This window comes from Alicyclobacillus tolerans (assembly GCF_048984885.1).
GTDB lineage: Bacteria > Bacillota > Bacilli > Alicyclobacillales > Alicyclobacillaceae > Alicyclobacillus_I > Alicyclobacillus_I tolerans.
In genome coordinates this window covers 542476-560793 of the sequence record NZ_JBMGNK010000002.1, presented here as the reverse complement: position 1 = coordinate 560793, position 18318 = coordinate 542476, and the positions used below count along the sequence as shown (strand labels likewise).

Here is an 18318-nt window from a genome sequence, read left to right as displayed (position 1 = left end):
TTGTTGGAATGATTATGTTTACGATTAGCGCTTTGAAAATTGAGGAGCACGGCGTGCAGCCTTCAAACCGTACTTCTTACGTTCCTTCATACGTGCGTCACGAGTTAACATACCCGCTTTTTTGAGAACAGGACGCAATTCTGGATCTACTCTCAAGAGAGCACGAGCGATACCATGACGAATAGCACCAGCCTGGCCTGAAATGCCTCCACCATAAACGTTAGCAATCACGTTATAGCGTCCAAGCGTATCAGTGAGCATCAGGGGTTGCTTAACAATCAGCTTTAAGGTTTCTAGTCCAAAATAATCGTCCATTTCCCGATTATTAATACGAATCACACCATCACCAGGCATCAACCGAACGCGAGCGACGGAGTGCTTACGACGTCCGGTTCCCCAATATTGTAATTGAGCCACCTATAGTCCCCTCCTTATCACTTCGTCAGTTGATATGGTTCCGGTTTCTGAGCGGCATGCGGATGCTCCGGACCCACGTAAAGACGCAATTTAGTCAGTTGCTGTCTTCCCAGCGATGTATGTGGCAACATACCACGAACTGCAAAATACAGAACTCGCTCAGGATGTTTCTTTAACAAATCGACCGCACGCACTTCCTTGAGTCCACCAGGATAGCCGGAGTGGCGGCGATATAATTTCTTTTGTAACTTACGACCTGTGAATACTACTTTTTCAACATTTGTTACTACAACAAAGTCACCAGTATCCACATGCGGCGTAAACTCAGGTTTATGTTTGCCGCGTAATAGCTTTGCTATTTCTGTGGCCAAGCGGCCTACCCGCCAGCCGGTTGCATCTATTAACAACCATTTACGTTCCACAGCGTTCGGTTTCGCCATGTACGTCGTTCGCATATGAGTCCCTCCCGAAAACGGTTCATGCTAATCAACCACTTTAACGGGGCTTAAAGTGGGCAGAATGCACTAATCCTCAGTTTACTCAAAACCTTGCTTAACTGCAAGCCATAAATTCGATTCTTCATAATAAACCTGCCAAAGCGCCAAACCAGACGGCGGTGCAGTCCATCCAGCAGTCCTTCTGTCACATGCTTGAATAGACTTTATAACTTGTTGTTCTGTTAATTTACCTTGCCCAACCATAAGAAGAGTCCCCGCAATGATACGAACCATATTTTGTAGAAATCCATTTCCAGTTACATAGAGTGACACGTATGATCCAGATTCCTTCACACTGATATCAAAAATCGTTCGTATCTTATCTTCTACAGGAGTAGAAGCCGCACAAAAACTGGTAAAATCGTGCGTACCTACCAAATGGCAAGCCGCCTCACGCATTTTTTGCAAATCCAGACGACCTGGTGAATGACAGGTAAAACGATGGGTAAAAATATCTGCAACTGCAGCAGTTTGAAAGGTATATCGATAGGTTTTGCCTACAGCAGAAAATCTTGAGTGAAACTGATCTGTAGCTTCTTCTGCTTGAATGGCAATCAGATCGGGCGGTAAAATGCGCCGCAATACGTACGGATATTTTTCAACTGGTGGACCATGCTCCTGATCCCAATGAACGACTTGTTGACGAGCATGAACACCTGCATCAGTTCTCCCGGAACCGTGAATAAGTACAGGTGATGCAGTCACCCTGGATAAACAGGCTTCCAACTCACCCTGTACAGTACGCAAGTTATTCTGTCGTGCAAATCCATGAAAATTCGTTCCATCATAGGCAATCAGTAGTTTCACTCGCATACAGTCACACCTAAAAAATCATTGTCCCCAAGCGGGGACAAGTATCATCTCAAGAAAAAAGTCTTGTCCGAAACAAATAGGCAACAGTTAACCAACTGACTGATTCATCCTATCTGTCCCGGACAACATTTTATCGAACTAATTCCAGCAAAACCATTGGCGCAGCGTCGCCACGTCTTGGGCCAATTTTTGTTATGCGCGTATAGCCACCATCGCGATCAGCAAAGCGTGGAGCCAATTCAGAAAACAACTTTTGAATAGCGTCCTGATCTGCTGTCTCATTCAGAAACTCTCGACGAACATAAGCCGCAACCTGGCGGCGTGCATGCAAGTCGCCACGTTTTGCCAGCGTAATTAATTTTTCAGCAATCGATCGTAACTCTTTGGCTTTTGCTTCAGTTGTTTGAATCCGCTCATACAAGAACAAATCGGTGACCAGAGAACGAAAGAGCGCTTTACGAGCCGAAGACGTTCTCCCTAATTTACGGTATGGCACCTTAAACCCTCCTTCACTCAGCGAGTTTAATGAAAACAAGTACTTCACATCTTATATTGTCGATCTCGTCTAATGAATTTGTTAAAACATCATCTACCTGCAATCGATCAATCTTCTTGACGCAAATGCAAGCCAAGAGCTTCTAGCTTTTCTATAACTTCTTCTAATGACTTGCGACCCAAATTACGTACTTTCATCATCTCATCTTCTGAACGCGCACAAAGTTCCGCTACCGTATTGATACCAGCTCGTTTGAGGCAATTATAAGAACGCACCGATAAATCAAGCTCTTCAATGGGCATATCCATGACTCGCTCATTTGTGCTCTCTTCTTTTTCAACTGCAAGCTCGTGACCGCGCCCCGAATCAGACAAACCTGTGAACAGAGAAAGATGCTCAACCAAAATGCGAGAAGCAATTGAAACAGCTTCATCCGGTTGCACTGACCCGTCCGTCCACACTTCCAGCGTTAGCTTGTCATAGTCTGTGATTTGTCCAACCCGTGTATTTTCAACGGTAAAGTTCACCCGAGTGATGGGAGAGTACAAAGAGTCAATAGGGATGACTCCTATCTCTTGCTCATCCATCTTGTTGCGATTGGCTGGATGGTAACCACGTCCCCGTCCTGCACGTAATTCAGCATAAATTCTTCCACCTTCAGTTAAAGTGGCAATGTGCATTTCAGGATCGATGATATCCACGTCCGAATCTGCTCGAATGTCTCCTGCTGTCACAGGGCCCGGTTCATTCGCGTCGATGACTAATAATTTTTCCTCGTCGGAGTGAATCTTTAACGAGAGGCGCTTCAGATTCAGAATGATTTCGGTCGTATCCTCAACCACACCAGGCACTGTGGAGAATTCATGCAAAACTCCCTCTATTTTCACCGAGCGCACCGCCGCGCCCGGGATAGAGGAGAGCAGAATGCGACGCAGTGAATTCCCCAGTGTCGTTCCATAACCCCGCTCAAGCGGCTCTACGACAAACTTGCCATACGTCGGGCTGTGTTCGACCGTCTGAATGCTGGGCTTCTCCATTTCGATCATCCGATACCCTCCTCTTCGACGCTGCAGATTGACCGTCCAATCAACTTAATTATCTCGAGTAATGTTCAACGATCATCTGTTCAGCAACCGGTGTGTCAATTTCATCACGCACAGGCTTACGCAAAACTTTTGCTTGCGCCTTCTCGGCGTCAAATTCCAACCACTGTGGAATGGTTTTGCTGGCTGCAGCTTCAAGCAGTTCCTTAATACGGGTAAGACCCGCACTCTTTTCTGCAACAGCGACAACATCTCCAGGACGAAGCAAATAGGATGGGATGTCTACGCGCCGACCATTTACCAAAATATGTCCATGTCGAACAATTTGGCGAGCTTCAGCACGAGAAGCCCCCAACCCAATGCGATGGACAACATTGTCTAGGCGGCTCTCTAAGATGGCGAGCAAATTCTCACCTGTGACGCCACTATGACGTGCTGCTTCTTCAAAATAGCGTTCAAACTGCTTTTCCATAACACCATAAAAACGTCTTGCCTTTTGCTTTTCACGCAATTGCATACCATACTCTGACGACTTTTTACGTCCCTGACCGTGTTGTCCAGGCGGAAACGGGCGCTTGTCGACACCGCATTTCTCGCTGTAACACCGCTCACCTTTCAAGTAGAGCTTAATACCCTCACGGCGGCAAAGACGACAAACTGGACCGGTGTATCTTGCCATTCTAGTCTTGACACCTCCATAATTGCTTATACAAATTCATGCATAATTTTTTAATAACTGTCTATCATAATACGTTCTTCGTAAGACTTGTTCTAAATTACACACGGCGACGTTTGGGTGGACGGCAACCATTATGCGGAATTGGCGTAACGTCGCGAATACCACTTACCTCTAGACCAGCAGCTTGAAGCGAACGAATGGCTGCTTCACGACCAGCGCCAGGACCTTTTACAGAAACTTCCACTTGTTTCATGCCATGTTCCATTGCTGTGCGCGCAGCTGCCTCAGCCGCCATCTGGGCAGCAAAAGGTGTGCTTTTCCGCGAGCCCTTAAATCCAACATTGCCAGCACTCGACCAAGAAATTACATTACCTGCAAGATCGGTGATGGATACAATTGTATTATTGAATGTGGAGCGGACGTGCGCGACACCCACCTCGACATTTTTTCTGTCACGGCGCCGGGTGCGCGGCGCCGGCCCGCCTTTACGTTGTTGCTTGACCTTCGCCATTTGTCACACTCCTCCTTACTTCTTCTTACCTGCAACGGTACGACGTGGACCTTTGCGCGTACGTGCATTTGTCTTTGTACGCTGACCGCGCACAGGCAATCCGCGGCGATGACGATAGCCGCGATAACATCCAATTTCAACTAAACGTTTGATGTTTAGAGCGATTTCGCGACGAAGATCGCCTTCAACTTTAATGTTCTTGTCAATATAATCACGCAGTTGTACGACTTCGTCCTCCGTCAAATCTTTCACTCGACGGTTAGGATCAATGCCGGTAGCCTGCAAAATTTTGTTTGAGGTTGTCCGGCCAATACCATAAATATAAGTCAGGCCAATTTCAACGCGCTTATCGCGCGGCAAGTCAACACCTGCAATACGGGCCATGCCAATCGTCCACCTCCAAGATTCAATGAGAAATTCTATATTGAAAACATGGAAACAGCCCCGTAATCGGGCAGCCGCGCTGCTATCCATGAATCAAGCAGAGCTAAGGTTGATACAAAATTGAAGCTAAATCAACCCTGACGCTGTTTGTGTTTCGGGTTTTCACAAATCACCATGACGTTGCCCTTGCGGCGGATGACCTTGCATTTTTCGCAAATCGGTTTCACCGACGGACGCACCTTCATGGAATTCCCCTCCTCGTTTTGCGAGCTCTATCATCAGTTTCTATGAAACTGTGTCATAACTCACTCGCCAAATGATAACGTAAAATCACTTTACAAGCCAGACTTCATTATTTGTAACGATAGGTAATTCTACCACGACTTAAATCATATGGCGATAATTCAACAGTAACGCGATCGCCAGGAAGAATTTTAATATAATGCATGCGTATTTTACCAGAGACATGGGCAAGTATCTTGTGACCATTCTCTAATTCAACACGAAACATTGCATTGGGTAGGGGCTCGATAACCTTGCCTTCTACTTCAATCACATCATCCTTAGCCATGGACTTCATTCTCCTCCTGTCCTGCTTCTGAATAGCGGCGTAAATCATATCGCAACATGGCGTTGGAGACCTGCTTCCCTTCTTGAAGCGTTTGCCTGGTTCTCTCTGCGTACGATCCAAGAGTACGGATATGCAGGATGTTTTTGCGTTTAGGTTTTTCAACCTTGCGCAAATCCCCATCAGCGACCCACACAAAACGATCACCGTCATGGCCAATCACAACGGCAAGTTTTTTACTGTCTCGACCGCGCAAAAGCTCTACGATGCTGGCGAGTTCTGGCAAATCACGAGTATGACCCACGCGATGTTCCCTACTTTCGCAGCTTATCTAAGGTATTCACAATCTGCTCAAACAGATGATCAATCGTAAGCAGGCCGTCAAAAGTATACAGCACACCCTGAGATTGATAGTAATCAACGAGCGGCGCAGTCTGAGCATATTGTTCTAAACGTGTCTTCACTGCCTCAGGCGTATCGTCAGCTCGCTGATAAAGTTCGCCGCCACAAACGTCACAGGTACCTTCCACCTTAGGCGGATTCAATACCAAGTGATATGTTGCGCCGCATTGTCGACAGATGCGCCTACCTGTCAGTCGATCCATTAAGATGTTTTGCGGGACATGCAAGTACAGCACCGCATTCAGGTTTCTTTCTAATTCTGACAGAAGTTTTTGCAACGCGTCAGCTTGTTGCAAAGTACGAGGAAATCCGTCCAATAGAAAACCATCTTTAGCATCTGGCTGTTCTAAACGATCTCGAACAACACGAATGGTTAGTTCATCAGGAACCAATTTTCCACTATTAAGATAGTCTTGAACTTCAAGCCCCAGTGGTGTGCCTGCAGCTATCGCAGCCCGAAACATATCGCCAGTGGAAATATGGGGAATCCCATAACGCTCTTGAATTTTGGCAGCCTGTGTACCCTTGCCAGCCCCTGGCAATCCAAGCAACATGATTTGCATTTTGAACTTCCCCTCTTTCTATTGGCGAATAAAGCCACGATAGTTACGTTGCAACAATTGACCTTCCAGTTGCTGAAGTGTCTGCAAAGACACACCAACGATAATGAGCAAGGACGTTCCCGTAATGGAGAAGGATTGAAGATTCATTCCTTCCAATAACACAAAGGGCAGAACCGAAATCACTCCTAAGAAAAGCGAACCAAACACAGTTATGCGATTCACGACTGATACGATATACGCTTCAGTTTCAGCTCCCGGGCGAACACCAGGAATATATCCTGCATGTTTCTGCAACTGTTCAGCCAATTGTTGTGGGTTGATCTGCACATGCGTATAAAAGAAAGTAAACGCAATAATCAACAGCACTTCAAGGCCGATAAACCACCAGGATGAAGGGTATAGATAGCGTAAAATAAAAGTCGACCAAGCCCGACCTTGAAAATAAGTTGCAATTGTGTAAGGCAAAATTAAGAGTGATACTGCAAAAATTACAGGAATTACGCCAGCAGCATTAACCTTTAAGGGAATATGCGTTTGCTGACCACTGTAAACCGTTCTACCCACAACTCGCTTTGCGTATTGAACTGGAATTCTTCGTTCAGCCTGCTGAACATAGACGATTACAGCAAAAAGAATGATGGTCCCAATCAGCAGTATAGCCACTCGTAGAAAACTTAAAAAAAGATGCTGATTTTGACCAACAAACCATTTGGAGTAAACTTCCTGACCAAACTGGCCAAACTGAGAGATGATACCAACAAAAATGAGAATCGATATACCGTTTCCTACACCCTTTTCTGTTATCATCTCACCAAACCACATTAAGAGAATATCGCCAGCTGTCAGTACAATCACAATGGTGATATAGCCCCACCATTGATGGGTGGTGAGCAGTCCACTATGAGCAAACGTAAACGTTAGTCCTCCAGCCTGTAATAGACCAAATACTACCGTTAAATATCGAGTTACCTGAGTCAGTTTTTGCCGACCAGATTCCCCTTCTTTCTGCCACTCTTCAAAACGGGCTACTACACCTGATTGCAGAAGCTGAACAATAATTGACGCCGTAATATACGGGGTAACGCTCATCGCGAATATGGAGAATCGATAAAACGCACCACCGGAAAACATGTTCAGTAAATTGAACAAGGCATTGTTTTGCCCTGACGTCAGCGCATTGAGATTAATCCCTGGAATTGGAATGTAAGATCCAATTCGATAAACTGCCAGCACGAACAGGGTAAACAGTATCCGATTGCGAAGATGTTTCAGTCGCCACAAATTCGCGATGGTCGTTCCCATCTTAAATCACCTCGACCGTGCCGCCAGCCGACTCAATCTTTTCCTTAGCGGATGCAGAGAAGGCATGTGCTTGTACGGTCAATTTAACATTCAATTCACCTTCGCCGAGAATCTTAATGCCATCAAGCAGCTTTCTCGCCAAACGTGTTTCTAAGAGTAATTCAGGTGTGACAACTGTACCTTCAGAAAACTGGTTTAGACTCTCAAGATTGACAACAGCATATTCTTTTTTAAATGGCTCATTGGAAAATCCCCGTTTAGGAAGACGTTTAAACAATGGATTCTGTCCACCTTCAAACCCCGGACGAACACCACCGCCAGATCTTGCCCATTGGCCTTTATGCCCACGAGTAGAAGTTTTACCATGACCAGAACTCGTTCCACGTCCTACACGTTTTGGGGCTTTTCGAGATCCTGGATTACCTTTTAGTTCGTGAATTTGCACAGTATGACACCTCCTTATTTCTCAGAATCCGACAGAACCGTTTCCTGTACTTCTAACAAGTGCGGAATTTTATTAATCATACCGCGTATCGTCGGAGTATCCGCATGCAAAACGGTCTGGTTCAACTTGCGTAAACCAAGCGCTTCAACCACCTGCCGCTGTGCTTCCGGTCTTCCGATAACACTGCGAACAAGTCGAATCGACAGCATGTTTGCCATACAGCACCCTCCTTAGCCTAAAATCTCTTCAACACTTTTGCCGCGTAAGCGAGCGACTTCATCAGCCCGTTTTAATTGCGACAATGCGTTCAAAGTGGCATGTACCATGTTAATTGGGTTATTCGAACCCAGAGACTTTGTCACAATATCTTTAATTCCAGCCAACTCCAATACCGCACGTGCAGGTCCACCTGCGATTACACCGCTTCCTTCGGGGGCTGGTTTAATCAGTACACGTCCTGCGCCAAAATGTCCCAAGGCCTCATGAGGTATTGAAGTATTTTTCATCGGAACGTGAATCAAATTTTTCTTTGCATCCTCTACGCCTTTACGAATCGCGTCCGGCACTTCTTGCGCCTTACCTAATCCAGCCCCTACATAGCCATTGCCATCTCCAACAACTACGAGTGCCGAGAAAGAAAAACGACGACCGCCTTTAACAACTTTGGCCACACGATTTACAGCAACAACGCGTTCTGTTAACTCCAGGCCATTTGGATTAATCCGCATTCTTACACCTACCTCCCTTTAGAATTCCAACCCTGCTTCACGTGCAGCGTCAGCTAGAGCCTGAACACGCCCATGATAAAGATAACCTCCGCGATCGAACACTACTGAACGGATACCTTTTGCTAGAGCTCGCTTCGCTACCAATTCGCCTATTTTCTTCGCGGCATCCACGTTGCCACCATTACTCAATTCTTCACGCAACTCTTTATCAAGAGACGACGCACTGCAAAGGGTAACACCCTGTACATCGTCAATGACTTGTGCATAAATGTGTTTATTGGAACGAAACACATTCAACCTAGGACGCTCAGCGGTTCCGTTAACCTTGGCACGAACACGCAGATGGCGCTTTTGCCGAGATACGTTGCGATTTTCTTTAGTAAACAAGGTCTCAATCTCCTTTCTTTAAAATTATTTCTTGCCAGTTTTACCGACCTTACGACGTACCACTTCATTTTCATATCGAATACCTTTACCTTTGTACGGCTCAGGGCGACGGATATCACGAACTTTTGCAGCATACTCGCCAACCAGTTCTTTACTGATTCCTTTAATAATCAACTTTGTCTGAGAAGGAACATCCACTTCAATACCATCTACAGTCGGCAATTCTACAGGATGAGAAAATCCGAGCGACAAAGTAACTTTGTTACCAGATTTAGCAGCACGATAGCCAACGCCAACCAAATCCAGTCCTTTTGTAAAACCTTCCGTGACACCTTGCACCATATTTTGAATCACACTGCGCGTAGTTCCATGCAGACTGCGATGCAATTTTTGGTCGCTCGGGCGCTCCACAACCAACTCATTTTCGCCGATCACGATTTTCATGTCTGGATGGATATTGCGTTGAAGCGACCCTTTGGGACCTTTAACGCTCAGAAGCTGACCATCCATCTTAACTTCCACACCATTTGGAATCGCGATGGGTTTGCGTCCAATACGTGACATAGCTTGCACCTCCTCTTAAAGCCAATGGATTACCAGATATAGCAAAGCACTTCTCCACCAATGCGGCGCTTACGTGCTTCCTTATCAGTCATTACACCCGACGATGTCGAAAGAATCGCAATACCTAATCCACCAAGTACACGCGGAATATTGTCATGGTTGACATACACACGCAGACCAGGTTTAGAAATTCTCTTTAATCCTGTAATGACTCGCTCTTGACCTTTTCCATATTTCAGGAACAGACGAATAATGCCTTGTTTTTCATCCGAAATGAATTCCGCATCACGAATAAAACCTTCGTTCTTCAGAATTTCAGCAATCGAACGTTTAATGTTAGAACCTGGGATTTCAACTTTTTCATGCCCCACCTCATTCGCATTGCGAATACGGGTTAGCATGTCAGCAATCGGATCACTCACTACCATGAATCGAACCTCCTTTCAAATCAACCGTTTACCAGCTAGCCTTCTTAACACCTGGCAATTGACCTTTATAAGCCAAGTTTCTAAAGCAGATACGGCAAATCCCAAACTTGCGCAGCACAGAGTGTGGACGACCACAAATTCTACAACGCGTATAAGCGCGAGTACTAAATTTTGGCTTACGCTGTGCCTTAACAATCATCGAGGTTTTAGCCAATTCTTGTTACCTCCCTCTTTTCAGGATTTATGAACGACGAAACGGCATACCAAGCAAACCGAGTAACTCGCGAGCTTCTTCATCTGATCGGGCTGTCGTTACAAAAACAACTTCAAGTCCACGTACTTTGTCTACTTTATCGTAGTCAATTTCAGGGAATATGAGCTGCTCACGTAACCCGAGCGTATAATTGCCTCGACCATCAAACGCCTTAGGCGAAACACCGCGGAAATCTCGAACGCGCGGCAATGCAACATTAATTAATTTATCAACAAACTCAAACATGCGCTCACCACGCAATGTTACTTTAGCACCAATAGGCATTCCCTGACGCAGACGGAATTGAGCGATAGATTTTTTCGCCCGAGTAACAACAGGCTTTTGTCCTGTAATCAGAGTCAAGTCCCCAACTGCTGAATCAATAATTTTAGGGTTTTGAGTCGCCTCACCAAGTCCCATATTTAAAACAACTTTCTCAATACGTGGAACTTGCATGACGGTTGTATAATTAAATTTTTTCATCAGTTCAGGCACAATCTGTTGTTGATAACGTTCTTGCAAACGATTCATATCTGGACCTCCTTTCAACTAAACCTTTAGTCCAAAATTTCGCCAGACTTTTTGGCGTAACGGACTTTCTTTCCATCTTCCAAAAATTTATGACCGATTCTTGTTGCCTGCCCTGTTTTCGGATCAACAAGCATGATATTTGAAGCATGAATGGATGCTTCTTTTTCAATGATTCCGCCCTCAGGTTGATTAGGGTTTGGTTTCGTGTGGCGCTTCACCACATTGACACCCTCAACAATCACACGATTTTTCTTCGGTAAAACCGCTAATACTTGCCCTTTTTTGTTTTTATCTTTACCGCTGATCACAATAACTTGATCGCCCTTTTTTACAAACATGCCTGCCACAATCTGCACCTCCTTTGCATCAAACGAATTACAGTACCTCAGGAGCCAGGGAAATAATCTTCATGAAATCTTTTTCACGCAACTCACGAGCGACAGGTCCAAAAATACGCGTACCCCTTGGACTTTTATCTTCACGAATGATAACAGCCGCATTTTCATCAAAACGAATATGCGAACCGTCTGGACGGCGCAATCCACGGCGTGTACGTACAATAACCGCCTTTACAACATCGCCCTTCTTGACAACGCCACCTGGTGTTGCACTTTTGACAGACGCAACAATGATATCGCCAATATTAGCAGTTTTGCGATTGGATCCTCCCAACACACGGAAACACATAATTTCCTTGGCGCCAGAATTATCTGCAACAACCAACCTGGTTTGTGGTTGAATCACGACGGATACCTCCTTCCAAGCTTACAAATTAGATAATGACAGCTTTTTCAACGATTTCAACAAGACGCCAACGCTTCTCTTTAGAAAGTGGACGAGTTTCCATAATGCGCACAACATCACCAATTTTTGCTTCATTATTTTCATCGTGCGCTTTAAACTTTTTTGTTCTTTTAATGGTTTTTCCGTAGAGACGATGTTTGATATTCTCTTCTACCGCTACGACAATCGTCTTATCCATTTTGTCGCTTACAACTTTGCCAACTCGAACTTTTCTTTCATTGCGGTCCATTGTCACCCTCCTCACTTACCAAATGTTGAAATCAGCTAATTCCTAGTTCCCGTTGCTTGAGAATTGTTTTTGCACGAGCAATATCTTTGCGAACCTGACGAATACGCATCGGATTTTCCAGTTGCCCTGTGGCGTGTTGAAAACGCAAATTAAACAATTCATCTTTCAGGGAGTCTACGCGCTTTTCAATTTCTTCCGTACTCAATTCCCGAATATCCTTAGCTTTCATCAGACTCACCTACCTCACTGCCGCGCTTGACAAATTTCGTTTTAATGGGCAGTTTGTGCGCAGCCAGACGCATGGCCTCACGAGCTACCTCTTCACTAACTCCCGCAAGTTCAAACAAGATCCGCCCCGGCTTGACAACAGCAACCCATTTTTCAGGAGAACCCTTACCGCTACCCATACGAGTTTCAGCAGGTTTTTGCGTTACAGGCTTACTCGGGAAAATTTTAATCCATACTTTACCGCCACGACGGATATAACGTGTCATTGCGATACGAGCTGCTTCAATTTGCCTGTTGGTTACCCAAGCTGGCTCTAAAGCTTGTAGACCAAATTCGCCAAAAGCCACTTGATTGCCGCCTTTGGATTCACCTTTCATGCGACCGCGATGTTCTTTGCGATACTTTACACGTTTCGGCATCAACATTGCTTACTTACCCCCTTCTTCGGCGCCCTTTCTCGTCCGTTGCGGGAGAACTTCGCCACGATAAATCCATACTTTGACGCCAATTCTACCGTACGTGGTGTGGGCTTCACTCAGTGCATAGTCAATATCTGCACGAAGAGTATGCAACGGAACAGTTCCTTCGGCATATCCTTCTGTACGAGCAATTTCAGCGCCACCTAGACGTCCTGAAACCTGAACGCGAATTCCTTTTGCTCCCGAACGCATTGTCCGTTGAATCGCCTGTTTCATAGCACGGCGGAACGATACACGGCGAGATAGTTGCAACGCAATATTATCAGCAACCAGCTGAGCCGAAAGATCCGGATTTTTAATTTCTGAAATCGAGATATGAACTCTTTTTCCTGTCAAGGCATTCAACTGGTTCCGCAATGTGTCTACTTCTGTACCACCCTTACCAATCACCATGCCAGGCTTGGCTGTGTGTACAGTAATATTCAAGCGATTTGCAGCTCTTTCAATGTCAACACGAGCTACCGCAGCATCCTTCAGCCGACGGAACACATAATTACGAATTTGCAAATCTTCATGAAGTAGATTCTGATAGTCTTTTTTATTCGCAAACCATTTGGATTCCCAGTCACGAATAATGCCAATACGCAAACCAACTGGATTGACTTTTTGACCCATGAACTCTTATCCCTCCTTATCTTTCCGCCACAACTACAGTAATGTGACTGGTTCTCTTAAGAATGCTGTAGGCACGGCCTTGCGCACGAGGATGGAACCGTTTCAGTGTCGGCCCCTCATCAACGTAGATTTCTTTTACATACAACTTATCAACATCCATGTTGTGGTTGTTTTCCGCATTAGCGACTGCTGAACGAACAACTTTAGCCACCACAGGTGAAGCTCCACGGGGCGTAAATTGCAAAATAGCCAAAGCTTCCGGAATGTTTTTACCGCGGATAAGATCGACTACAAGACGCACTTTTCGCGGCGCAATACGGATGTACTTGGCAACTGCACGTGTCTCTGTTGCTTGCATGTCAGTTCCTCCTTTCTAAATGGCGCTCATTAACGAGAACGGGATGTCTTCTCATCACCCGCATGACCTTTAAATGTTCGAGTGGGGACAAACTCACCCAGCTTATGTCCAACCATATCTTCTGTCACATAAACCGGCACATGCTTTCGGCCATCATGCACAGCGAATGTATGACCGACAAACTGCGGAAAAATGGTGGAGCGGCGAGACCAAGTTTTAATAACACGTTTTTCACCGGACTCGTTTAAAGCTTCAACTTTCTTCATCACGTGGTGATCACAAAAAGGTCCTTTTTTCAAAGAACGACCCATACTACCTGACCTCCTTCCTTACATTGCAAAATGATTACTTTTTACGACGACGAACAATGTATTTGTCCGTGCGGTGATTCTTTTTGCGAGTCTTTTTACCCAACGTCGGCTTACCCCAAGGTGACATAGGTGATTTGCGTCCAATCGGCGCACGCCCTTCACCACCACCATGCGGGTGATCGACCGGGTTCATAACCACACCACGAACAGTAGGACGATGACCTAGCCAACGGGATCGACCAGCTTTACCTATATTGATATTTTCATGGTCCAGATTGCCTACTTGACCAATGGTTGCACGGCATTCGAGACGAACCAGGCGCACTTCTCCAGAAGATAAGCGCACTTGTGCATACGCCCCTTCTTTCGCCATCAGCTGTGCAGACGCACCAGCTGCGCGCGCTAACTGACCGCCTTTACCAGGTTGCAATTCAATATTGTGCACAACTGTACCAACCGGGATATTAGCTAACGGCAAGGCATTACCTACACGAATGTCAGCATCCGGACCTGAAACAACCCTGTCTCCTACTTTTAAACCATGCGGAGCAATAATGTATCTTTTCTCTCCATCAAGGTAGTGCAAGAGCGCGATACGAGCCGAACGGTTTGGATCATACTCAATCGTTGCCACTTTAGCCGGTACATTGTCTTTATTGCGTTTAAAATCAATCAAACGATAACGGCGCTTGTGGCCGCCCCCCTGATGCCGCACGGTGATTTTGCCTTGATGATTTCGTCCCGCTCTGCGATGCAATGGAGACAGCAGAGATTTTTCAGGCGTATCTGTAGTAATTTCATCAAAGGCAGAAACAGACATAAATCTGCGGCCAGGAGAAGTTGGGCGATATTTTTTAATTGCCAACTCTTACTCCTCCTCTTAACTGTCATGCGAACGTATTAACCTTGTGTAAAAAATTCAATCGGCTTCGAATCAGCTGTCAATGTTACAATTGCTTTTTTCTTTTCCGAAGTCATCCCCACAAAACGCCCTACGCGTTTTTTCTTACCGGGTGTACGCATTGTATTTACTTTTAGCACTTTTACACCAAAGATTTTTTCGACCGCTTGGCGTATTTCAACTTTGTTCGCCCGTTTATCGACTTCAAACACGTACTTGTTCATTTCCATGCCAGCAGTCGAGGCTTCTGTAATAATGGGGCGTTTAATTACATCACGCGGATCCATTAAGCAAACACCTCCTCAACTTTGGCAACAGCGTCCTTGGTTAAAACCAGGTGCTCATGTCTCAACAAATCGTATACATTAACACCGTTTGCTGGAACATATTTGATTCCTGGAATATTACGCGCCGACAACCAAACGTTCTCAATTTTTTCCGCATCCACAAGTAACGCTTTGTTTAATTCAAATCTCTTTAACAACGCGACCATGTGTTTCGTCTTAATATCAGAAAGGTTAAGTTGATCGAGAACAATCACTTTTCCCTCATCAATTTTGGATGTCAACGCGCTATAAAGAGCGGCTCGACGAACTTTTTTCGTTAGTTTATATTTATAGCTGCGTGGCGTTGGACCAAACACAACACCGCCGCCTTTCCATTGCGGAGCGCGAATGCTACCTTGTCTTGCACGTCCCGTACCTTTCTGACGCCATGGTTTACGACCACCGCCAGACACTTCAGAACGTCCTTTGACCTTATGCGTTCCACGCCTTTGACCAGCCAAGTACATCAATACCACTTCATGCATCAAATCCGTGCGAACAGGTGCAGCAAAAAGCTTTTCATTCAGTTCCACTTCTCCAACCTGTTCAGCTTGCATATTATATACAGGCAATTTTGGCATCCCAGTTGCCTCCCTTCTTTTGAGATCAATTACGAATTCGACTTAATCGCCGTACGTATAGTAACAAATGAGTTTTTAGGACCTGGAACAGATCCTTTCACAAGCAATAAATTGCGATCGGCATCCACTTTTACAATCTCAAGATTTTGGACAGTCACTTTTTCATGACCCATACGTCCAGCCATGGTTTGTCCTTTAAACACTCTGTTAGCCGCAATAGAGCCTAACGAACCCACACCACGGTGATACTTCGAACCGTGAGCCATAGGTCCCCGAGCCTGATTGTGACGTTTAATCGGACCAGCTGTGCCTTTACCTTTGGAGACGCCGATTACATCCACGATTTCTCCTGGCTCAAAAACATCCGCTTTGATTTGTTGACCAACTTCATATTGTTGAACATCCACGCCGCGCAGTTCACGAATATATCGTTTTGCAGCAGTATTAGCTTTTTGCGCGTGCCCTTGTTCGGCTTTGGTTGAGCGGCTTGGCTTCTTATCGGCAAACCCGATTTGAACTGCCTCGTATCCGTCTATTTCGCTTTGTTTAATTTGCAGAACCGTACACGGTCCGGCTTCGATGACTGTGACCGGAATGACAATTCCATCTTCCGAAAACACTTGAGTCATACCAAGCTTTCTGCCAAGGATTCCTTTCACGCGCACACCTCCTCAATCATTCTTAGGTTGTAATTCATTTAAAGTTTAATTTCAATATCAACGCCGGATGGCAGATCTAAACGCATTAACGAATCGACCGTTTGTGGCGTAGGATTTAAAATATCAATTAAACGTTTGTGTGTTCTCATTTCAAATTGTTCACGCGAATCCTTATATTTGTGAGGCGCGCGAAGAATCGTAAAGATTGCCTTTTCTGTGGGCAATGGAATAGGGCCAGATACTCCGGCGCCTGAACGCTTTGCGGTTTCTACAATGCGTTCAGCAGACTGATCAAGAATTTGATGATCATACGCTTTTAATCGGATACGAATCTTTTGGTTTGCCATAACATTTCCCCCCTCTTCATGGCGGGCTCTCTCAATACATAAACCGTATCAGGAGTAAGCGCCCAATTTGATGGACATACTCAGCAGAAATTTCCTCAGCGGTGCTCTTTATGGCTAAAAGCACATAAGCAACCTCCTGCCTCATCGCTGTCTGAGACCAACGTTCGATATTATACTAAATGGCTGGTAAAAGCACAAGAAAAAGTTTTCATAAAAAAAGGAGCTACTCAGAGCTCCCTTTTTATATCATTCTATTGAATGATTTACTTCTCAATAGCAGCGACTACACCAGCGCCAACTGTACGGCCACCCTCGCGGATAGCGAAGCGTGTACCTTCCTCCAGAGCGATTGGGGCAATCAATTCAACTTCCATGGAGATATTATCGCCAGGCATTACCATTTCAGTACCTTCCGGCAACTCTACAACACCAGTTACGTCGGTTGTACGGAAATAGAACTGTGGACGATAACCGTTGAAGAAAGGAGTATGACGGCCGCCTTCTTCTTTGGTCAAAACATAAACCTCAGCTTTAAATTTTGTGTGTGGTTTAATGGATCCCGGTTTGACCAACACTTGTCCGCGCTCAACATCTTTACGCTCAACACCACGCAACAACGCACCAATATTGTCACCAGCCTGAGCTTGGTCGAGCAGTTTGCGGAACATTTCAATACCAGTTGCAACTGTCTTACGGCTTTCTTCCGTTAAGCCAACGATTTCTACTTCATCGCCAACTTTCAGCGTACCGCGTTCGACACGTCCGGTAGCAACGGTTCCGCGCCCGGTGATGGTAAACACATCTTCAACAGGCATCAAGAAGGGTTTGTCAGTGTCACGCTCGGGGGTTGGGATGTAGCTATCCACAGCGTTCATCAATTCTTCAATTTTAGCAACATAAGCCGGATCGCCTTCGAGAGCCTTCAATGCAGATCCACGAATAACCGGGATGTCATCTCCAGGAAATTCATACTCAGACAACAATTCACGAACTTCCATTTCAACGAGTTCCAACAGTTCTTCGTCATCCACCATGTCACATTTGTTCAAGAACACCACCAAATGCGGCACACCAACCTGGCGGGAAAGAAGAATATGTTCACGAGTTTGCGGCATCGGACCATCAGCTGCTGATACAACAAGAATAGCGCCGTCCATTTGAGCTGCACCGGTAATCATGTTTTTCACATAGTCAGCATGGCCTGGGCAGTCAACGTGAGCGTAGTGGCGTGCATCGGTTTCATATTCAACGTGTGCAGTATTAATGGTAATACCACGTTCACGCTCTTCTGGAGCTTTGTCAATTTCATCATACTTCTGAGCTTTTGCTTTACCCTTCGAAGCCTGTACAGAAGTAATAGCTGCAGTCAAAGTAGTTTTGCCATGGTCAACGTGACCAATGGTTCCAACGTTAACGTGGGGTTTCGAACGGTCAAATTTTTCTTTTGACATCTGAATGATTCACTCCTT

At 45.4% G+C, this 18318-nt stretch carries 35 protein-coding genes; all 35 read right to left on the bottom strand.

Translation table 11 applies throughout. The annotated features are described in order from the left end of the window. Positions 1 to 24: 24 nt before the first annotated feature. Complete coding sequence (gene rpsI / locus ACOJUR_RS02970; protein ID WP_203114980.1) at positions 25 to 417, bottom strand: 30S ribosomal protein S9; 393 nt, start codon at positions 415 to 417, stop codon at positions 25 to 27. 17 nt (positions 418 to 434) lie between these two features. After that, the gene (rplM, locus tag ACOJUR_RS02965) at positions 435 to 872 is read right to left on the bottom strand and encodes a 50S ribosomal protein L13 (protein ID WP_072874867.1); all 438 of its coding nucleotides are present in this window, start codon (positions 870 to 872) and stop codon (positions 435 to 437) included. A gap of 81 nt (positions 873 to 953) precedes the next feature. Further along, positions 954 to 1727 carry a tRNA pseudouridine(38-40) synthase TruA gene (truA, locus tag ACOJUR_RS02960; protein WP_420949199.1) on the bottom strand — a complete coding sequence of 258 codons (774 nt, stop codon included), beginning with the start codon at positions 1725 to 1727 and terminating at the stop codon, positions 954 to 956. A 130-nt stretch (positions 1728 to 1857) separates the two neighbouring features. Beyond that, the gene (gene rplQ / locus ACOJUR_RS02955; protein WP_203114978.1) at positions 1858 to 2223 is read right to left on the bottom strand and encodes a 50S ribosomal protein L17; all 366 of its coding nucleotides are present in this window, start codon (positions 2221 to 2223) and stop codon (positions 1858 to 1860) included. Between the two features lie 107 nt (positions 2224 to 2330). Beyond that, positions 2331 to 3269, bottom strand: coding sequence for a DNA-directed RNA polymerase subunit alpha (locus ACOJUR_RS02950; RefSeq protein ID WP_072874870.1), 939 nt, complete (start codon positions 3267 to 3269; stop codon positions 2331 to 2333). 49 nt (positions 3270 to 3318) lie between these two features. Next, positions 3319 to 3945, bottom strand: coding sequence for a 30S ribosomal protein S4 (gene rpsD / locus ACOJUR_RS02945; RefSeq protein ID WP_072874871.1), 627 nt, complete (start codon positions 3943 to 3945; stop codon positions 3319 to 3321). Positions 3946 to 4042: 97 nt separating this feature from the next. Further along, a complete protein-coding gene (gene rpsK, locus ACOJUR_RS02940; RefSeq protein WP_072874872.1) occupies positions 4043 to 4456 on the bottom strand; it encodes a 30S ribosomal protein S11 in 414 nt (137 codons plus the stop codon). A gap of 15 nt (positions 4457 to 4471) precedes the next feature. Next, positions 4472 to 4840 carry a 30S ribosomal protein S13 gene (gene rpsM, locus ACOJUR_RS02935; protein ID WP_072874873.1) on the bottom strand — a complete coding sequence of 123 codons (369 nt, stop codon included), beginning with the start codon at positions 4838 to 4840 and terminating at the stop codon, positions 4472 to 4474. A 131-nt stretch (positions 4841 to 4971) separates the two neighbouring features. Next, positions 4972 to 5085, bottom strand: a complete 114-nt coding sequence (gene rpmJ / locus ACOJUR_RS02930) for a 50S ribosomal protein L36 (RefSeq protein ID WP_021296640.1) — start codon at positions 5083 to 5085, stop codon at positions 4972 to 4974. A gap of 107 nt (positions 5086 to 5192) precedes the next feature. Then, positions 5193 to 5411, bottom strand: a complete 219-nt coding sequence (infA, locus tag ACOJUR_RS02925) for a translation initiation factor IF-1 (protein WP_021296639.1) — start codon at positions 5409 to 5411, stop codon at positions 5193 to 5195. After that, positions 5404 to 5712, bottom strand: coding sequence for a KOW domain-containing RNA-binding protein (locus tag ACOJUR_RS02920; RefSeq protein ID WP_083574327.1), 309 nt, complete (start codon positions 5710 to 5712; stop codon positions 5404 to 5406). Before ACOJUR_RS02920 ends, infA begins: the two co-directional genes overlap by 8 nt. 10 nt (positions 5713 to 5722) lie before the next feature. Further along, entirely contained in the window at positions 5723 to 6373 is a 651-nt protein-coding gene (locus tag ACOJUR_RS02915) for an adenylate kinase (protein ID WP_203114977.1), read from the bottom strand. Positions 6374 to 6391: 18 nt separating this feature from the next. Continuing rightward, complete coding sequence (secY, locus tag ACOJUR_RS02910; RefSeq protein ID WP_072874875.1) at positions 6392 to 7675, bottom strand: preprotein translocase subunit SecY; 1284 nt, start codon at positions 7673 to 7675, stop codon at positions 6392 to 6394. Position 7676: 1 nt separating this feature from the next. Beyond that, positions 7677 to 8120 carry a 50S ribosomal protein L15 gene (gene rplO, locus ACOJUR_RS02905; protein WP_203114976.1) on the bottom strand — a complete coding sequence of 148 codons (444 nt, stop codon included), beginning with the start codon at positions 8118 to 8120 and terminating at the stop codon, positions 7677 to 7679. 14 nt (positions 8121 to 8134) lie between these two features. Continuing rightward, a complete protein-coding gene (gene rpmD / locus ACOJUR_RS02900) occupies positions 8135 to 8338 on the bottom strand; it encodes a 50S ribosomal protein L30 (protein WP_072874877.1) in 204 nt (67 codons plus the stop codon). Between the two features lie 12 nt (positions 8339 to 8350). Further along, on the bottom strand, positions 8351 to 8848 hold the full coding sequence (rpsE, locus tag ACOJUR_RS02895; RefSeq protein ID WP_072874878.1) for a 30S ribosomal protein S5: 498 nt from the start codon (positions 8846 to 8848) through the stop codon (positions 8351 to 8353). An 18-nt stretch (positions 8849 to 8866) separates the two neighbouring features. Continuing rightward, positions 8867 to 9235 carry a 50S ribosomal protein L18 gene (gene rplR / locus ACOJUR_RS02890; protein WP_203114975.1) on the bottom strand — a complete coding sequence of 123 codons (369 nt, stop codon included), beginning with the start codon at positions 9233 to 9235 and terminating at the stop codon, positions 8867 to 8869. Between the two features lie 24 nt (positions 9236 to 9259). Continuing rightward, positions 9260 to 9799: a 50S ribosomal protein L6 gene (rplF, locus tag ACOJUR_RS02885; RefSeq protein WP_420949198.1), complete on the bottom strand. Its 540-nt coding sequence runs from the start codon at positions 9797 to 9799 to the stop codon at positions 9260 to 9262. Positions 9800 to 9828: 29 nt separating this feature from the next. Further along, a complete protein-coding gene (rpsH, locus tag ACOJUR_RS02880) occupies positions 9829 to 10227 on the bottom strand; it encodes a 30S ribosomal protein S8 (protein ID WP_072874881.1) in 399 nt (132 codons plus the stop codon). Positions 10228 to 10255: 28 nt separating this feature from the next. After that, entirely contained in the window at positions 10256 to 10441 is a 186-nt protein-coding gene (locus ACOJUR_RS02875) for a type Z 30S ribosomal protein S14 (protein ID WP_072874882.1), read from the bottom strand. A 27-nt stretch (positions 10442 to 10468) separates the two neighbouring features. Then, complete coding sequence (gene rplE, locus ACOJUR_RS02870) at positions 10469 to 11011, bottom strand: 50S ribosomal protein L5 (protein WP_072874883.1); 543 nt, start codon at positions 11009 to 11011, stop codon at positions 10469 to 10471. Positions 11012 to 11037: 26 nt separating this feature from the next. Next, positions 11038 to 11349 (bottom strand): 50S ribosomal protein L24, encoded by a 312-nt coding sequence (rplX, locus tag ACOJUR_RS02865; RefSeq protein WP_072874930.1) that lies wholly within the window; start codon positions 11347 to 11349, stop codon positions 11038 to 11040. Between the two features lie 37 nt (positions 11350 to 11386). Then, positions 11387 to 11755: a 50S ribosomal protein L14 gene (gene rplN, locus ACOJUR_RS02860; protein WP_072874884.1), complete on the bottom strand. Its 369-nt coding sequence runs from the start codon at positions 11753 to 11755 to the stop codon at positions 11387 to 11389. 28 nt (positions 11756 to 11783) lie between these two features. Next, entirely contained in the window at positions 11784 to 12044 is a 261-nt protein-coding gene (rpsQ, locus tag ACOJUR_RS02855) for a 30S ribosomal protein S17 (RefSeq protein ID WP_203114974.1), read from the bottom strand. A 31-nt stretch (positions 12045 to 12075) separates the two neighbouring features. Further along, positions 12076 to 12273 carry a 50S ribosomal protein L29 gene (rpmC, locus tag ACOJUR_RS02850; RefSeq protein ID WP_072874886.1) on the bottom strand — a complete coding sequence of 66 codons (198 nt, stop codon included), beginning with the start codon at positions 12271 to 12273 and terminating at the stop codon, positions 12076 to 12078. Then, entirely contained in the window at positions 12263 to 12697 is a 435-nt protein-coding gene (rplP, locus tag ACOJUR_RS02845; RefSeq protein ID WP_072874887.1) for a 50S ribosomal protein L16, read from the bottom strand. Before rplP ends, rpmC begins: the two co-directional genes overlap by 11 nt. Before the next feature lie 3 nt (positions 12698 to 12700). After that, complete coding sequence (rpsC, locus tag ACOJUR_RS02840; protein ID WP_072874888.1) at positions 12701 to 13366, bottom strand: 30S ribosomal protein S3; 666 nt, start codon at positions 13364 to 13366, stop codon at positions 12701 to 12703. 16 nt (positions 13367 to 13382) lie between these two features. After that, on the bottom strand, positions 13383 to 13724 hold the full coding sequence (gene rplV, locus ACOJUR_RS02835) for a 50S ribosomal protein L22 (RefSeq protein ID WP_072874889.1): 342 nt from the start codon (positions 13722 to 13724) through the stop codon (positions 13383 to 13385). Positions 13725 to 13753: 29 nt separating this feature from the next. Then, the gene (rpsS, locus tag ACOJUR_RS02830; RefSeq protein ID WP_072874890.1) at positions 13754 to 14035 is read right to left on the bottom strand and encodes a 30S ribosomal protein S19; all 282 of its coding nucleotides are present in this window, start codon (positions 14033 to 14035) and stop codon (positions 13754 to 13756) included. 34 nt (positions 14036 to 14069) lie between these two features. Then, positions 14070 to 14900, bottom strand: a complete 831-nt coding sequence (gene rplB / locus ACOJUR_RS02825) for a 50S ribosomal protein L2 (protein WP_203114972.1) — start codon at positions 14898 to 14900, stop codon at positions 14070 to 14072. A gap of 35 nt (positions 14901 to 14935) precedes the next feature. Further along, on the bottom strand, positions 14936 to 15223 hold the full coding sequence (gene rplW / locus ACOJUR_RS02820) for a 50S ribosomal protein L23 (protein ID WP_203114971.1): 288 nt from the start codon (positions 15221 to 15223) through the stop codon (positions 14936 to 14938). Continuing rightward, a complete protein-coding gene (rplD, locus tag ACOJUR_RS02815; protein ID WP_072874893.1) occupies positions 15223 to 15843 on the bottom strand; it encodes a 50S ribosomal protein L4 in 621 nt (206 codons plus the stop codon). The genes rplW and rplD overlap by 1 nt, the downstream gene beginning before the upstream one ends. Before the next feature lie 29 nt (positions 15844 to 15872). Beyond that, entirely contained in the window at positions 15873 to 16502 is a 630-nt protein-coding gene (gene rplC / locus ACOJUR_RS02810; protein WP_420949197.1) for a 50S ribosomal protein L3, read from the bottom strand. A 38-nt stretch (positions 16503 to 16540) separates the two neighbouring features. Continuing rightward, on the bottom strand, positions 16541 to 16849 hold the full coding sequence (gene rpsJ / locus ACOJUR_RS02805; RefSeq protein ID WP_072874895.1) for a 30S ribosomal protein S10: 309 nt from the start codon (positions 16847 to 16849) through the stop codon (positions 16541 to 16543). Between the two features lie 263 nt (positions 16850 to 17112). Then, positions 17113 to 18300: an elongation factor Tu gene (gene tuf / locus ACOJUR_RS02800; RefSeq protein ID WP_072874896.1), complete on the bottom strand. Its 1188-nt coding sequence runs from the start codon at positions 18298 to 18300 to the stop codon at positions 17113 to 17115. Positions 18301 to 18318: the final 18 nt, after the last annotated feature.

Excerpts from the sequence above, each read along its gene's own strand:
- rplE (WP_072874883.1), bottom strand. The coding sequence starts at position 11,011 with ATGAATCGTTTGCAAGAACGTTATCAACAACAGATTGTGCCTGAACTG.
- ACOJUR_RS02950 (WP_072874870.1), bottom strand. The coding sequence starts at position 3,269 with ATGATCGAAATGGAGAAGCCCAGCATTCAGACGGTCGAACACAGCCCG.
- rplM (WP_072874867.1), bottom strand. The coding sequence starts at position 872 with ATGCGAACGACGTACATGGCGAAACCGAACGCTGTGGAACGTAAATGG.
- rplV (WP_072874889.1), bottom strand. The coding sequence starts at position 13,724 with ATGCAAGCAACAGAGACACGTGCAGTTGCCAAGTACATCCGTATTGCG.
- rpmD (WP_072874877.1), bottom strand. The coding sequence starts at position 8,338 with ATGGCAAACATGCTGTCGATTCGACTTGTTCGCAGTGTTATCGGAAGA.
- tuf (WP_072874896.1), bottom strand. The coding sequence starts at position 18,300 with ATGTCAAAAGAAAAATTTGACCGTTCGAAACCCCACGTTAACGTTGGA.
- rpsJ (WP_072874895.1), bottom strand. The coding sequence starts at position 16,849 with ATGGCAAACCAAAAGATTCGTATCCGATTAAAAGCGTATGATCATCAA.
- rplF (WP_420949198.1), bottom strand. The coding sequence starts at position 9,799 with ATGTCACGTATTGGACGCAAACCCATCGCGATTCCAAATGGTGTGGAA.
- ACOJUR_RS02915 (WP_203114977.1), bottom strand. The coding sequence starts at position 6,373 with ATGCAAATCATGTTGCTTGGATTGCCAGGGGCTGGCAAGGGTACACAG.
- rpmJ (WP_021296640.1), bottom strand. The coding sequence starts at position 5,085 with ATGAAGGTGCGTCCGTCGGTGAAACCGATTTGCGAAAAATGCAAGGTC.
- rpsC (WP_072874888.1), bottom strand. The coding sequence starts at position 13,366 with ATGGGTCAAAAAGTCAATCCAGTTGGTTTGCGTATTGGCATTATTCGT.
- secY (WP_072874875.1), bottom strand. The coding sequence starts at position 7,675 with ATGGGAACGACCATCGCGAATTTGTGGCGACTGAAACATCTTCGCAAT.
- rpsD (WP_072874871.1), bottom strand. The coding sequence starts at position 3,945 with ATGGCAAGATACACCGGTCCAGTTTGTCGTCTTTGCCGCCGTGAGGGT.
- rpsK (WP_072874872.1), bottom strand. The coding sequence starts at position 4,456 with ATGGCGAAGGTCAAGCAACAACGTAAAGGCGGGCCGGCGCCGCGCACC.
- rpmC (WP_072874886.1), bottom strand. The coding sequence starts at position 12,273 with ATGAAAGCTAAGGATATTCGGGAATTGAGTACGGAAGAAATTGAAAAG.
- rplW (WP_203114971.1), bottom strand. The coding sequence starts at position 15,223 with ATGGATCCGCGTGATGTAATTAAACGCCCCATTATTACAGAAGCCTCG.
- rplP (WP_072874887.1), bottom strand. The coding sequence starts at position 12,697 with ATGTTGATGCCGAAACGTGTAAAGTATCGCAAAGAACATCGCGGTCGC.
- rplD (WP_072874893.1), bottom strand. The coding sequence starts at position 15,843 with ATGCCAAAATTGCCTGTATATAATATGCAAGCTGAACAGGTTGGAGAA.
- rpsH (WP_072874881.1), bottom strand. The coding sequence starts at position 10,227 with ATGGTAGTGAGTGATCCGATTGCTGACATGCTAACCCGTATTCGCAAT.
- rpsM (WP_072874873.1), bottom strand. The coding sequence starts at position 4,840 with ATGGCCCGTATTGCAGGTGTTGACTTGCCGCGCGATAAGCGCGTTGAA.
- infA (WP_021296639.1), bottom strand. The coding sequence starts at position 5,411 with ATGGCTAAGGATGATGTGATTGAAGTAGAAGGCAAGGTTATCGAGCCC.
- rpsE (WP_072874878.1), bottom strand. The coding sequence starts at position 8,848 with ATGCGGATTAATCCAAATGGCCTGGAGTTAACAGAACGCGTTGTTGCT.
- truA (WP_420949199.1), bottom strand. The coding sequence starts at position 1,727 with ATGCGAGTGAAACTACTGATTGCCTATGATGGAACGAATTTTCATGGA.
- rpsS (WP_072874890.1), bottom strand. The coding sequence starts at position 14,035 with ATGGGTCGTTCTTTGAAAAAAGGACCTTTTTGTGATCACCACGTGATG.
- rpsQ (WP_203114974.1), bottom strand. The coding sequence starts at position 12,044 with ATGGACCGCAATGAAAGAAAAGTTCGAGTTGGCAAAGTTGTAAGCGAC.
- rplX (WP_072874930.1), bottom strand. The coding sequence starts at position 11,349 with ATGTTTGTAAAAAAGGGCGATCAAGTTATTGTGATCAGCGGTAAAGAT.